We start from the raw sequence: 12,208 nt of genomic DNA, 5'->3' as shown, positions 1-12,208 counted from the left end.
CCTTGCAGACGCTCGCGGACCCAACGCCTATCGCTGCAATCACGACGATTTGTCCTCAGGGATGCCATGCACGTTTATCGGATGCGACATGCCGCCCTCGCCGATACGCTTCGGTGGAATCTCGCAGCCGTCGGTCGCGGCACGTTCCGGGTTGCACTGGAATCTACCGTCGCCGAATACCGGCGGCCAAAAACACTGCAAGAAGAGCCGGCCACGAGCCGGACAAGAAGAAAAACAATGGATCAAGTGGCGTTGGTCATCGTTCGGGCGGTCGAGAGCGGCGCGACGACGACGAAAGATATTATCGGCGTGACCAGATTGTCGCGCCTCAAGGTCGAGCGTGCACTGAGCACCTTGGAGAAGCAGAAGCTGCTCCTCCGCGAACGACAGGGCTCGTGGGCCCTCGGCTTTCCCGTGGCTCCGACGGTCAGGCAATGTGGATCATGCACCCTCTGCTGCAAGGTGCTTGAGGTGACCGATCTCGGCAAGCCGGTGAATACGGTCTGCAGCCACATCCTGGCGGGCGGTGGATGCGAGATCTACCACGAGCGTCCCCGGCAGTGCCGCTCATTCAGCTGTGCCTGGCTGCAAGGCCACCTCGATGATGATTGGTTTCCCGAGACCACGGGCATGGTGCCGCATTTCGGGCTCGACGCGCTGAATGTGCAGGTCGACCTCGATGATCCCGACCGCTGGCGCGAGGAACCCTATTTCAGCAAGCTGAGCGAACTTTCGTTGAAGGGCCTCAGGGTAAGTGAAGGGCGGCCGTATGCCACCCTCGTCATCGTCGGTCAGGACCGCTACCTGCTGCTCGGGCGGACCGTCGTGCCCGATCCAACGCTGTTCGGCACCGCCTTCGTGCCGATTACGCTCGACACCTTCCGCTACTGGAAGGCAACATCGCTTGAACATCTGCAGCGGTTGAACGATCGGGTTGTGGAGATCCGGCGCATCCAGCAGGAGTTCGGCCATTGCGCCATCCCTGACGACGACGATCCCTCCCCGCCTTACCGGCCGGCTCTTCTCCAACGGTCGAAGGAACTGGGCGTGATACGCACGACGTGACGACAGCCGGACACAGCGCGGGTCAGTTCGTCATCTGAGATGATACTTCCTGCCGTTGGTATTCGGGTCGGTGTTGTCGCTTGTCGAGAACATCAAGGCCGGGCCGAAGTAATTCCAGGTGTCCCGGTAAAATGCGAATCGGCCGGCACCCTTGTCGATGATCTCTTGCTGGGCCGTGTTCGCGGGCCCGAGCAGCTGGTCGTCTTCGTACAATCGGGCAGTCTCGAGCGTGCCGTCCACGTATTTGACGGGGATGAGATACGCATATCCCTTGTAAAGACGGAAGGCGCCACGCAACAGGTTTCTGTCGATCGGACTCGGAGGAACCAGAAAAAGGAATGCGCTCGACGCCAAGGCAAAGAGCGTCGATCCGATCACGATGCGCGTGCTGGCAGATATTCTCAACGACACTTTTCCCTTGGCTCTTGCTTGTGAGGCTTCCCGCCTTCTGTAGCGCGCGCCTGCAGCGCAGACAACCGACCGGCCCTCGCCACGCCTTGTTGCGAGCCGGATCCGGCTCGCGATATTTCGCATCGAACGACAATCAGATTGTCGCCGCGCGGCCGGCTGATCGGCCCAGGACGGCCATCAGCACCGTCGCGACGGCGCAGCACGCGAGCGCAACCTCCCAGCCTCCGGTCGCATCATGGGCAAATCCGGCGAGCGGCGAGCCCGCAGCGGCGAGCGAGTAGCCGAGGCACTGCGCCATGCCCGACAGCGCGGCCGCCTGGTGGCTGTGCGAGGTTCGCAGGCTGACGAATGTCAAGCCGAGGATGAAGGCAGCACCCGCCCCGAAGCCGAACAGCGCGACCCACAGCATTGCGAGCGCCGGAAGCTGCCACAATCCCAGCAGCGAGACGCAGGTCGCAAGCGACACTGCAATCGCGATGCCGCGCTGGTCCTTCATGCGCCGGACCATTGGCCCGAGGATCAGGCCGGGGACCGCGGTCGCCAATTGCAGCACGCCGTGCAGCATACCCGCCGTCGCCGCCGGGTAGGCTGCCTGCACGAGGATGGCGGGCAGCCATCCGACGATGATGTAGAACACGAGCGAGGTCAGGCCGAGGAAGCCGGTCACCTGCCAGGCGAGCAGCGAGTGCCAGATGCGCCCGCGCGGCGACGAGGCCGGCTCGACCGTCGGGGCCGCGTGCGTCCCCAGCTGGGGTGCCCAGGCTATCAGCGCCACCAACGGAAAGATCAGCGTGCTCGCAAGCGAGAGATGCCAGTTCGATCCCGGTAATTGGGCGAGCGGGATTGCGACGACAGATGCGAGCGCCTGGGCCAATGCGGACGTGATCGCGTAAGCGCCGGTCAGGCTGGCGATGCGGGTCGGAAAGTCCCGCTTGAGCAGGCTCGGCAGCAGCACATTTCCAACGGCGATTCCGGCGCCAATGGTGGCGGTGCCGGCGAACAGCGCCCAGACCGGACCGGACGAGCGCAGCGCGATCCCGGCCGCGATGACAAGCAGCGCACCGAACAGCGACCGTTCGATGCCCCATTTGCGCCCGAGCACAGCTGCAACCGGAGAGATCGCCGCGAATGCCAGCAAGGGCAGCGTCGTCAGGATCCCGGCCTCCGCCGCGCCGATCCCGCTGGTCTCACCGATCATGCCGAGCATCGGCGCGACGCCGGTAATGGGCGCGCGGAGCGTCGAGGCGATCAGCAGGATCCCCGTCAACAACAGCCCCTGCCCGCCCAGCGTGCGCATCGGCGCAATCATCGTCATCGCATGCTCTCCTGCCCATCTGCATGCGCGAAGCTATCGACTTGGCTACCGGAAGAATTTACATATCTGTTCTATCGATCGCTAAATTCAGTCACGCGACAGGTTTCCAGCTCCGTTATGGGCTTTCAACTTCGCTATCCCTGGCCGGACCTTGATCCGGATGACGTCGCAGCGGCGGCCATCGCCGTGCGCCTCGACGTCACCGAAAACAAGGTCGAGGCGGCCGAGCACGCGCACCGGAAGGGACAGCTCGTCTTTGCGCTCGGCGGCGGCGTGATGTGCCGCGTTCCGAACGGATTGTGGATGGTGCCGCCGCATTGCGGCGTCTGGCTTCCCGGCGGCACGCGCCACACCAATATCGCAACCGCCAATGCGCGGATCTTCTTCGTCTTCATCGAGCCCGGTGCCGCCGACCTGCCCGATCGCTGCTGCACATTGTCGATCTCGCCGTTGCTGCGCGAACTGATCATCGAGTTTTCCGATCGCATGCAGCAGGACGGCGGCAGCGAGACGCTCGTTGCGCAATTGCTGCTGAGCGAATTGCCGCGCATGCCACTGCAGCAGCTGCATCTGCCGATCTCGCCCGAGCCACGCTTGCGACGGATCGCGGCAGCGCTCGCCGACGATCCGGCCGATCGGCGCACGATGGCCGAATGGGCCGAACGCGTGGCGCTGAGCGAGAGCACTCTGGCGCGTCTCATCCTGAGAGAAACCGGCCTGACATTCGGGCGCTGGCGCCAGCAACTGCATTTGATCGTCGCGTTGCGCGAACTCTCCGCCGGCGCGAGCGTTCAGCAGGTCTCGTCCGCACTCGGCTATGAGTCCGTCACAGCCTTCATCACCATGTTCAAGAAGGCGCTCGGCAAGCCACCGGCGAGATATCTCAGCGATATCATGCAAGGTAGCGGATCGGCCTTCGCGGCTGGCGGGCGAATTTAGGAACACCGGTCAGCCACGGACGTTTTCGACATATCGGGCGAACGACAGGCGAGCCGCCTGCGCCAAGCCAATGCTCGAGGATGCCAGATGCCCTATGCGCTGTTCGATCGCGACAGACAAATCGACAAGGCCTTTCCGACGGAGAAGCAGGCGTGGGAACATGCACTGGTCTCCGGGCTGGTCTTCGATGTTCCGGTCGCGGATGAGGCTCCGGGACAGGTGCTGCCGGCCGGCTATCACATGAAGCAGATTCCTGACGACGGTGAAGTCTGCGAGCCGGCGCCCGAATGGAAATTGCCGAACGAGATTTCGTGATCGGCCCACGGCAGGGCTGCCGGTTGCGATCGTGACGTTGCGCGATAAGTAACGCCGAACCAGACCAACAATTCAGGATGAGCGCATGGCCGAAACCGGCAAGATTTTTCACGTTCGCTGCGTCGACAACACGTTGCAGCGGGACACGCTCTCGCTCGGGCGCGTCTACGAGGTGACAAGGGATATCGAACGTGACGGCTATTACGAGCTCAGCGGATTGGGCCGCTTCAGCCGGTCCAGATTCGAGGTCGTCGAGCCGGACGACGACCCGGGCGAAGCCCGGCGGACGTCTCGATCAAAATAGACAGGAGAGCGCAATGCCCAGAGGCGACAAGTCGAGCTACACCGACAAGCAGAAGCGGCAGGCCGAGCACATCGAGGAAGGCTACGAGCAGCGCGGCATTTCCAGCCGCGAGGCCGAGCGGCGGGCATGGGCGACCGTCAACAAGGAGACCCACGGCGGCAAGAAGAGCGGCTCCGGCCGCGGCACGCGCGAGGATCATTCCCCATCGCGCAAGGGCGGCAAGCTCGGCGGCAAGGCGGCCGCGGGCCGTCCCGCCGCGGAGCGGTCGCGCTCGGCGAAAAAGGCGGCCCGCACCCGCAAACGCCGGGCGGCCTGATCCGGACGGGCATCATTTCGCCGCCAGGAAGGAAATACCGGGCGCCTTGAGGCGGTGCCTCGCAAATGCGTGATCGGGCGCCACTATTGGTTGCCTTCATTTGGGCACCTATCGGGAACAGGCTGTCAGGCTAGGAAGCAAGGCGGCCACCGCAGGGGGTGCCTGCAATTGACGTATCGGTCCCATAGCAGCTGGCAGGACGTGGATCTGCGCAATCTCGTCCGGGTCATATCGGCCTGCACCCTCGGGCTTTGGGCATTTGCGGCCGGTCTCCTGATCGGGACCTTCCTGCTGTGAAGGATCGGCGCGGCACGCGCCGCCTGCCTATCCGCCGCTCAGGTGATGCGCGGCGACGAACAGGACGAGCGCGCTAAGCACCAATGCCGATGTGGCGCCGGCAACGCTACGCGCGAGTTCAGCCTTCGAAAGATTGGATCTGGTTGCCATTGCAGCCTCCCGTTCGCGCGAGCCGAGTCGCAGCCGCTCCGGCGGTTAGGCTCGCTCATGGAGACATTCGCATCACCGGGATGAACGCGTCATGAGCGAAACGAACCGCCGGTGCCTCCGTTCCAAAATCTGACCCGGTGGATCACTTTCGGAACCCGGGCGTTGACCGCATGCGGCAAGCCGGCCGGGCCGCGCTGGAATTGGAAATCGGAGATGCCATGGTGATCCGCTGGGGGCGGCTTCAACCGGCGATTTGGGCGACCGTCATCCTGCTCGTGAGCATCACGGCAGCCGACGCTGCGGGCGACAAGGCGAGCAAGCCATCCGAGTACATCCTGCTCGTCCAGATCGCGCTCCTGATCGCGGTCGGGCGCAGCCTCGGCGAATTGATGCAGCGGATCGGCCAGCCCTCCGTGATCGGCGAGCTGCTCGGCGGCCTGCTGCTCGGACCATCGCTGTTCGGCTGGCTGTGGCCGTCGGCGCATAGCGTGATCTTTCCGCCGTCCGGCGAGCAGAGGGCGCTGATCGACGGCATTGCACAGTTCGGCATCCTGCTCCTGTTGCTGCTGACGGGCATGGACACCGACCTCAAGCTGGTGCGCAAGGTCGGCCGCGCCGCGACCACGATCTCGGTCGCTGGCATCGCGGTGCCTTTTGTCTGCGGCTTCGCGCTCGGCGAATTGCTCCCCGGCGGCCTGCTGCCGCATCCCGAAGCGCGGCCGATCGCCTCGCTGTTTCTCGGCACGGCGCTGTCGATCTCCTCGGTGAAGATCGTCGCCGTTGTGGTGCGCGAAATGAACTTCATGCGCCGCAATGTCGGCCAGATCATCGTCGCCAGCGCGATCATCGACGACACCCTCGGCTGGATCATCATCGCCGTCATCTTCAGCCTCGCCTCGCGCGGCAGTCTCGACATCCTCTCGGTCGCGCAGGCGCTGTTCGGCACGCTGGCCTTCCTCGCGATCAGCTTCACGATCGGCCGGCGGCTGGTGTTCCGGCTGATCCGTTGGGCCAACGACCATCTGGTCTCTTCGGCCGCGGTGATCACCGTAATCCTGCTGTTGATGTGCGCGATGGCGATGATCACGCACCTGATCGGCGTGCACACCGTGCTCGGCGCCTTCATCGCCGGCGTGCTGGTCGGAGAATCCCCGATCCTGACCCGGCAGATCGACGAGCGGCTGCGCGGGCTGATCTCAAGTCTGTTCATGCCGGTATTCTTCGGGCTCGCCGGTCTCAGCGCCGATCTCACCGTGCTGAAGGATCCGTCGGTGCTGGGGCTGACCGCGGCGCTGGTCCTGATCGCGAGCATCGGCAAGTTCGGCGGCGCCTTTTTCGGCGGCGCGCTGGGCGGGCTGACCCGGCGGGAATCGTATGCGCTGGCGAGCGGCATGAATGCGCGCGGCTCGACCGAGGTGATCATCGCCACCATCGGCCTGTCGATGGGGGTGCTGAGCCAGACCATGTTCTCGATGATCGTGACCATGGCGATCCTGACCACGATGGCGATGCCGCCGATGCTGCGCAGCGCGCTGGCGCGGCTGCCGCTCGGCCAGGACGAGAAGGAGCGGCTGGAGCGCGAGGAATATGAGCAGCGCGGCTTTGTCGCCAATCTCGAGCGACTGCTGCTCGCGGTCGACGAGAGCAGCAATGCGACATTCGCCGCGCATCTCGCCGGCCAGCTCGCCGGCGGGCGCGGCCTGCCGATCACGGTGCTGCATGTCGGCGCCAACGCCAAGCTGCAAGAGAAAAACCGCGCCGATGAGGAGAGCCCCGAAGCGGCGGTCATCAGCGCGGCCAAGGCGAGCGCCGAAGCCGATGCCGACGGCGGCGGCAGTGTCGACGTCATCAGCCGCGCCCGCGAGGAGACGGCAGCGGAGGCGATTGCCGAGGAAGCCAGAAAGGGCTTCGACCTGCTGGTGGTCGGCATGGACGCGGTCGCCGGCCCCGATGGCGGCTTCGACAGGCGGCTCGACGACCTCGCCTCCGGCTTCGACGGCCCGCTGGCGATCGCGGCCGCCAAGGGCGTGCACGAGAAGGAGCCGACGGCGAATGCGCGGAAGATCCTGGTGCCGGTCTCGGGCAGCAACGTCTCGCGGCGCGGCGCCGAGGTCGCGATCGCGCTGGCGCGCCTCTCGAGCGAGCCGCTGCAGGTGGTCTACGTCTCGACCACGCGCGACAAGGGGGCCCGCCGCACCGGTCCCAGCATGTCGCTGGCGCATGAGGAAGCGATCCTGAAGGACATCGCGGCGACCGCGGCGCGCTACGACATCAACGTGACGACGCGGCTACGCGCCAACACCGCGCCTGAGGTCGCGATCCTGCAGGAGATCGCGTCAAGCCGGGCCGACCTCGTCGTGATCGGCGTCGACCGCATCCAGGGCGACAGCCTGAATTTCGGCAGCATCGCCGCGGCCGTGCTCGGCAAGTCGAAGGCGTCCGTACTGCTGGTGTCGGATGGCGACGTCAGGCCCAAGACTTGAAGCCGAAGACTTCAAACAAAGACCTGAGGACGGAGGTTCGGAGCGCGCGCGCCTACCACTCTTCCGGACAGGGGTCGACGATCTTCCAGAGATCGACCCCGTTCTTGATCTTCTTCATCTCGGTGGTGAGGCCGCCATTGCGGCGGATCCAGTCCTTCACCGTGTCGGGGTAGTAGGACATCAGGTCGGAGGTGCCCTCGAGGCTGGTGACCTTGATGCCGAAGGTGAAGGCCTTGTCGTAGTAGGCCTGGTGGAAGCCGATGCTGGCCCGCGGCGTGACGCAGATCTTGTTCAGCGGCACGATGCCGAACACCAGCGTGCAGGCCGAGTTGCAGATGCCGTCGATCACGACGCGCTCGCGGCGCTCGCGGATCTGCTTGTACTTGGCCTTGTACTCCTCGACATAGCCGCCATGGTCGCGCGTGATGTGCAGCACCGCCCGCGCGGGCGTCGCGGCCAGAACCGAGAGCAGCAAGGCGACAAGGGGCGTGATGCGCATGGATCGTTCGAAACCGCGGGAAAGGCCGGGCCCGGGCGGACCTGACCGCAAGACTCTGGCCGGACTGTGTTGGCAATCCGTTAAGCATCCGCAAAAAGGCAAAATTTGGCGCGCTGTGACTGATTTCCCGCAGCTTTTGGCCCCGATTCCGGGTTAAATGGGCCTTGGGGCGGCCCTCAATGCCGATTCCCGTAAATGCCCGGAGGCCGCCCATGACCAAGACCAAGCTTTTCGCCGCCCTCGCTCTGGCCGTGATGGCCCTGACCCCGGCGGCTGCGGCCGACCTCACGGCCCATCCGCGCCACCACCGGCATCACCACCACGCCCATTGGGGCCTGCCCTACCACATCAGCTATCTGCACAATTACGGCCCCGGCCCAACTGCCGGCAGCTTCGCCTATTACGACGGCCCCGCGCGCAACAAGTGCTATCAGAGCGCGGCCGCCTATATCGGCCAGGACCACCGCCGGCATCCCTGCTTCTGACGACTGTAAGGGAGAGGGCCGCCGGGACGCGCGGGCACCGCCGGGTGCCGCGCTCCGTGGCTGCTGGCCCTCCCCGCCCAAGTCTGATAATCGACCCGCAACGCGCTCGTAGCTCAGCTGGATAGAGCATCGGATTTCGATTCCGAGGGTCGGGAGTTCGAATCTCTCCGAGCGCGCCATCATTTGGACGCCCCCGCGCCAGCGTGCGACGGCAGCCACGAAACCATTTTCATCAGCGGACGAAACCGGGCGGAAACATTTCACCGGTAGCATCTACCCAAACAATAATGGGGAAGTGTCATGATGGAAGCGACCATTGTCGCGCTGTTGCTCCTCAGCGCCGCTGTGTTTTTTGCCCACGCCTACGACGCCCTGCATACGCATTGACGGGGGATAGGCATCGTTGAGTCTGCGTACCCTCCACTGGGATCTGTGGGCTCGCGCAGGCCATCGACTGTGCCCTAACCCCGCCCGCCCCTCTCTCCGAACCACCGCCGGCACGCCCGGCTGAAGCTCGTCGCATCGGTGTAGCCGAGCGCGGCCGCCATCTCGTCGCGCGATTGGGCGCCTGCCGCGAGCATGATCCTCGCGCGCTCGCGCAGTACGCCATCGAGCAGCGGGCGGAAGGCGCTGCCGGTCTCGGCGAGCCGCCGCACCAGCGTTCGCCGCGAGGTGCCGACGAGGCGCGCGGCCTCCTCCTCAGCCAGGCGCTGCGGCAGGCGCGCCGCGATCAGGCGCTCGACGATCCCCGCCAGCGCCGCGGTGTCGGGCTGCGGATTCTCGATCGCCTCGAGCGCTTCGATCGCCTTGGCGTGCAATTGCGGATCGGCAAACGGCGACGGCCGCGCGCCAAGCGCTTTCGGCACCTCGAAGATGAAGGCGGCAGCGTTGAACTTCACCACGCAGGAATAATGCTCGAGCAGCCGCTCCGCGCCCGCAGGTGGCGGCCAGGGAAATTGCAGCGTCGCCTGCCCGATCGAATCCTCGAGCAGCTGGACGTACACGGCGTGCACGTTGAGGCTGACCGCCAGCGCCACGGCGTGCCACAGCGCTCCGTCCATCTTGACCGCGGGAGAGATTTCAATCTGGATCGCGCGCGCGGTCTTGCGCAGCCGATTGCGGACGAAGGGCGCGCGGGTCGACCCGAAGCGCGCGCCGGTCGCCAACGCATCCGCGATGGTCGGCGCCGTCCTGGTCGCGACGTCGAGCGCGCCTTGCAGCGATGTCGACCAGACCGCCGCGGCCGACAATGGCCACAGCTCGCCATGCCGGCGGGTGATGTTGGCCGCCAGCACCACCAGCGAGGATACCGGCATGTGAGCGCCGGGCTGGTCGAGCGCCTCGAGCCGAATTCCGGTACCCTTCAGCAGTTCGTCGCGGTCGCTTCGCGTCTGGCCAAAGGCCCGCACCAGCGCCCGCGCATAAGCCGCGGACACCGGCGTGCGAAGGGCATCGGATTCCGATCCGTGCATGGCGTCGGCGACCTTCCCCTTGCGAACGACCGGCCGAACAGGCTTGGCGCAAAATGCCACAAAATTGGCCTGTTGTGAACTGGCGGCGCAGGCCCGCCTCGCGGCATGCTTGGCCCAACAACGGCGAACGCCGCCTCGCAAGAGACTGGAGGGAATGCGATGATCTTCACGGGCACCAATGCTGCTGGGGAAACCATCACCTACCGGGACGGCAAACGCTATCTCTGGATGCTCTCGTTCATTCCGCCGCTGATCCCGCTGTTGTCCTACTGGCTGTTCCTGCGGACGCACAATCCGCTGGTGACGCTGATCCCCTTCGTTTTCATCTTCATCCTGATCCCGCTGCTCGACGTCGTGTTCGGCGAAGACACCCACAATCCGCCGGCGGAAGTGGTCGCCGCGATGGAGGCCGATCCCTATTACCTGCGGCTCGCGCGCATCACCGTGGTGTTTCCCTGGATCAACTACGTCGCGCTGATCGCCTTCTTCGGCACCCAGGATCTGCCGTGGTGGTCCTATGTCGCCTTGCTGCTCGGCGTCGGCACCATCAATGGCGGTGCGCTCCTGATCGGGCACGAGCTCGGCCACAAGCCGGACAGGCTCAACATCCTGTTCGGCATGCTCGCCAACTGCGCGGTGGGCTACGCGCATTTCCGCGTCGAGCACAATCGCGGCCATCACACCTGGGTCGCAACCCCCGAGGACCCCGCCAGCGCGCGCTTCGGTGAATCGATCTATGCGTTCGCAACGCGCGAGCTGCCGGGTGCGTTCAAGCGCGGCTGGCGCAACGAGGCTGAACGGCTGACCCGGCGCGGCGAGCCGGTCTGGTCGGTCAACAACGAGATCCTGCAGGGCTTTGCGCTGACGCTCGTCGTCGCGGCCATCCTGATCGCGCTGTTCGGCTGGAAGGTCGCGCCGTTCATCGTCGCGCACCATTTCCTTGGCTGGTACGCGCTGACCCAGGCCAACTATGTCGAGCATTACGGGTTGCTGCGCGAGAAGCTGCCGAACGGCCGCTACCAGGCGGTCGAGCCGCGCCACTCATGGAATACCAACCACATCGTCTCGAACCTGATGACGTTCCACCTGCAACGTCACTCCGACCACCACGCCAACCCGATGCGTCCCTATCAGTCGCTCCGCGATTTCGACGACATCCCGCGGCTGCCGAACGGTTACACCGGCATGTTCGGGCTGGCGGCGATCCCGCCGCTCTGGTTCCGCGTGATGGATCCGAAGACATTGGCCTGGGCCGGCGGCGACAAGAGCAAGCTGAACCTCCGAGATCGGCCCGCGAGTTCGTGATCGCGGCGATTGCACGGCTCCCGGTCCTACATCTGCGCCGATCGCCGCTTCATGGCGCCGATGCCGAGGAAAGAGCCATTGACCGACGGATACTGGCTGGTGAATTCGAACATATCGAAGCTCGGCGCCTCGAACTGCTTCAGCGCCTTCCAGAGCAGCGTGGTATCGGGACAGGCTTGGGAATGGATGTCGTGATGCACGATGATGCGGGCGCGGGAACGCACCAGCAGATGATCCCGTAGTGCGCCGCGCAGGCTGTGATCGCCGTCGATAAAGACGAAGTCCGGCTTCAGCCGGTCGACATGCGCACCGACCAGCGGCGAGGTTGAAACATCCTGCATGTAGATCGGTTCGATAGCGGCCTGCTGCTGCGGCAGATCGAAATAGGCCGAGAGAAACGGCGTCGGCGCGATCGGATCGAGTGCAATCACGGTCTTGAGGTCGGCGCCGCTGTTCCTGAGCCATTCCGTAACCAGGATGAACATGCCGCCCCAGCGGCAGCCGATTTCCATGTACGAGGAGACGCCGGACGCGTTGCGCGCGAGCCAGGCGAGGTAGGGCGCAAGCTGGTTCGGATATTGCCAGAGGTGGAGGCCCTTGCCGAAGTTCGGCGGCAGCTCCGGCGGCTGCTCATGAAGCAGTTCGTCATTGAGCCCCAGCGCCGGGATGAATTCGCGTTCGAGGAAGTCCACGTTGGTCCGCTGAGCCGAGGTCAATGCGCCGATGGTACCGATCGCCTCGCGGATGAAAGGCGCAAGATCGGCGAAACGCTGGTATCGGTCGGCTTGGGCTTGCTGGGCGTTGAGCATCGGGGCGATCAGATCGGAGGGCGGACGGGAGACCGCTGGTCGT

General features: G+C 65.1%; 14 protein-coding genes and 1 tRNA gene. 9 read left to right on the top strand and 6 right to left on the bottom strand.

The window, feature by feature from the left end:
- Positions 1-237 precede the first annotated feature (237 nt).
- The gene (locus JEY66_RS20655) at positions 238-1,065 is read left to right on the top strand and encodes a hypothetical protein (protein WP_026192876.1); all 828 of its coding nucleotides are present in this window, start codon (positions 238-240) and stop codon (positions 1,063-1,065) included.
- Positions 1,066-1,095: 30 nt separating this feature from the next.
- Here JEY66_RS20655 and JEY66_RS20650 read toward each other — a convergent pair whose 3' ends face one another.
- Together JEY66_RS20650 and JEY66_RS20645 are read right to left on the bottom strand one after the other, a co-directional pair.
- Positions 1,096-1,599: a hypothetical protein gene (locus JEY66_RS20650; RefSeq protein ID WP_240537239.1), complete on the bottom strand. Its 504-nt coding sequence runs from the start codon at positions 1,597-1,599 to the stop codon at positions 1,096-1,098.
- Positions 1,600-1,609: 10 nt separating this feature from the next.
- On the bottom strand, positions 1,610-2,791 hold the full coding sequence (locus tag JEY66_RS20645) for an MFS transporter (RefSeq protein WP_018272067.1): 1,182 nt from the start codon (positions 2,789-2,791) through the stop codon (positions 1,610-1,612).
- 117 nt (positions 2,792-2,908) lie between these two features.
- Between JEY66_RS20645 and JEY66_RS20640 the strand changes: the two genes are divergently transcribed.
- The 4 genes from JEY66_RS20640 to JEY66_RS20625 all read left to right on the top strand — a co-directional run bounded on the left by JEY66_RS20640 (position 2,909) and on the right by JEY66_RS20625 (position 4,665).
- The gene (locus JEY66_RS20640; RefSeq protein ID WP_018272068.1) at positions 2,909-3,730 is read left to right on the top strand and encodes an AraC family transcriptional regulator; all 822 of its coding nucleotides are present in this window, start codon (positions 2,909-2,911) and stop codon (positions 3,728-3,730) included.
- A gap of 87 nt (positions 3,731-3,817) precedes the next feature.
- Entirely contained in the window at positions 3,818-4,045 is a 228-nt protein-coding gene (locus JEY66_RS20635) for a hypothetical protein (protein WP_016844441.1), read from the top strand.
- 85 nt (positions 4,046-4,130) lie between these two features.
- Positions 4,131-4,349, top strand: a complete 219-nt coding sequence (locus tag JEY66_RS20630; protein ID WP_016844440.1) for a hypothetical protein — start codon at positions 4,131-4,133, stop codon at positions 4,347-4,349.
- A gap of 13 nt (positions 4,350-4,362) precedes the next feature.
- Positions 4,363-4,665, top strand: coding sequence for a hypothetical protein (locus tag JEY66_RS20625; protein WP_018272069.1), 303 nt, complete (start codon positions 4,363-4,365; stop codon positions 4,663-4,665).
- 324 nt (positions 4,666-4,989) lie between these two features.
- Here the strand turns inward: JEY66_RS20625 and JEY66_RS45155 are convergent, their stop codons facing one another.
- Positions 4,990-5,112, bottom strand: a complete 123-nt coding sequence (locus JEY66_RS45155; RefSeq protein ID WP_256438759.1) for a hypothetical protein — start codon at positions 5,110-5,112, stop codon at positions 4,990-4,992.
- Between the two features lie 170 nt (positions 5,113-5,282).
- Here JEY66_RS45155 and JEY66_RS20620 point away from each other — a divergent pair, with 170 nt between their 5' ends.
- Complete coding sequence (locus JEY66_RS20620) at positions 5,283-7,595, top strand: cation:proton antiporter domain-containing protein (protein ID WP_018272071.1); 2,313 nt, start codon at positions 5,283-5,285, stop codon at positions 7,593-7,595.
- A gap of 52 nt (positions 7,596-7,647) precedes the next feature.
- On the opposite strand, the gene JEY66_RS20615 is transcribed toward JEY66_RS20620, so the two are convergent.
- Positions 7,648-8,094, bottom strand: coding sequence for a hypothetical protein (locus tag JEY66_RS20615; protein ID WP_018272072.1), 447 nt, complete (start codon positions 8,092-8,094; stop codon positions 7,648-7,650).
- Between the two features lie 212 nt (positions 8,095-8,306).
- Between JEY66_RS20615 and JEY66_RS20610 the strand changes: the two genes are divergently transcribed.
- Together JEY66_RS20610 and JEY66_RS20605 are read left to right on the top strand one after the other, a co-directional pair.
- Positions 8,307-8,579: a hypothetical protein gene (locus tag JEY66_RS20610; protein WP_018272073.1), complete on the top strand. Its 273-nt coding sequence runs from the start codon at positions 8,307-8,309 to the stop codon at positions 8,577-8,579.
- A gap of 102 nt (positions 8,580-8,681) precedes the next feature.
- Positions 8,682-8,758: transfer RNA gene (locus JEY66_RS20605), tRNA-Arg, on the top strand.
- 282 nt (positions 8,759-9,040) lie between these two features.
- Here the strand turns inward: JEY66_RS20605 and JEY66_RS20600 are convergent.
- Positions 9,041-10,051, bottom strand: coding sequence for an AraC family transcriptional regulator (locus JEY66_RS20600; RefSeq protein ID WP_026192878.1), 1,011 nt, complete (start codon positions 10,049-10,051; stop codon positions 9,041-9,043).
- 159 nt (positions 10,052-10,210) lie between these two features.
- On the opposite strand from JEY66_RS20600, the gene JEY66_RS20595 reads away from it, so the two are divergent.
- Positions 10,211-11,356: an alkane 1-monooxygenase gene (locus JEY66_RS20595; protein WP_018272075.1), complete on the top strand. Its 1,146-nt coding sequence runs from the start codon at positions 10,211-10,213 to the stop codon at positions 11,354-11,356.
- A gap of 26 nt (positions 11,357-11,382) precedes the next feature.
- Here the strand turns inward: JEY66_RS20595 and JEY66_RS20590 are convergent, their stop codons facing one another.
- Complete coding sequence (locus JEY66_RS20590) at positions 11,383-12,165, bottom strand: class I SAM-dependent methyltransferase (RefSeq protein ID WP_018272076.1); 783 nt, start codon at positions 12,163-12,165, stop codon at positions 11,383-11,385.
- Positions 12,166-12,208: the final 43 nt, after the last annotated feature.

The sequence above is a fragment of the Bradyrhizobium elkanii USDA 76 genome (genome assembly GCF_023278185.1).
Taxonomy (GTDB): domain Bacteria; phylum Pseudomonadota; class Alphaproteobacteria; order Rhizobiales; family Xanthobacteraceae; genus Bradyrhizobium; species Bradyrhizobium elkanii.
Note: the sequence above shows the minus strand (reverse complement) of the source record. Positions and strands in the feature narration are given on the sequence as shown.

Bases quoted from the DNA above. Each gene is read 5' to 3' on its own strand.
- JEY66_RS20655 (WP_026192876.1), top strand. From the start codon at position 238: ATGGATCAAGTGGCGTTGGTCATCGTTCGGGCGGTCGAGAGCGGCGCG.
- JEY66_RS20650 (WP_240537239.1), bottom strand. From the start codon at position 1,599: ATGCGAAATATCGCGAGCCGGATCCGGCTCGCAACAAGGCGTGGCGAG.
- JEY66_RS20645 (WP_018272067.1), bottom strand. From the start codon at position 2,791: ATGACGATGATTGCGCCGATGCGCACGCTGGGCGGGCAGGGGCTGTTG.
- JEY66_RS20640 (WP_018272068.1), top strand. From the start codon at position 2,909: ATGGGCTTTCAACTTCGCTATCCCTGGCCGGACCTTGATCCGGATGAC.
- JEY66_RS20635 (WP_016844441.1), top strand. From the start codon at position 3,818: ATGCCCTATGCGCTGTTCGATCGCGACAGACAAATCGACAAGGCCTTT.
- JEY66_RS20630 (WP_016844440.1), top strand. From the start codon at position 4,131: ATGGCCGAAACCGGCAAGATTTTTCACGTTCGCTGCGTCGACAACACG.
- JEY66_RS20625 (WP_018272069.1), top strand. From the start codon at position 4,363: ATGCCCAGAGGCGACAAGTCGAGCTACACCGACAAGCAGAAGCGGCAG.
- JEY66_RS45155 (WP_256438759.1), bottom strand. From the start codon at position 5,112: ATGGCAACCAGATCCAATCTTTCGAAGGCTGAACTCGCGCGTAGCGTT.
- JEY66_RS20620 (WP_018272071.1), top strand. From the start codon at position 5,283: ATGCGGCAAGCCGGCCGGGCCGCGCTGGAATTGGAAATCGGAGATGCC.
- JEY66_RS20615 (WP_018272072.1), bottom strand. From the start codon at position 8,094: ATGCGCATCACGCCCCTTGTCGCCTTGCTGCTCTCGGTTCTGGCCGCG.
- JEY66_RS20610 (WP_018272073.1), top strand. From the start codon at position 8,307: ATGACCAAGACCAAGCTTTTCGCCGCCCTCGCTCTGGCCGTGATGGCC.
- JEY66_RS20600 (WP_026192878.1), bottom strand. From the start codon at position 10,051: ATGCACGGATCGGAATCCGATGCCCTTCGCACGCCGGTGTCCGCGGCT.
- JEY66_RS20595 (WP_018272075.1), top strand. From the start codon at position 10,211: ATGATCTTCACGGGCACCAATGCTGCTGGGGAAACCATCACCTACCGG.
- JEY66_RS20590 (WP_018272076.1), bottom strand. From the start codon at position 12,165: ATGCTCAACGCCCAGCAAGCCCAAGCCGACCGATACCAGCGTTTCGCC.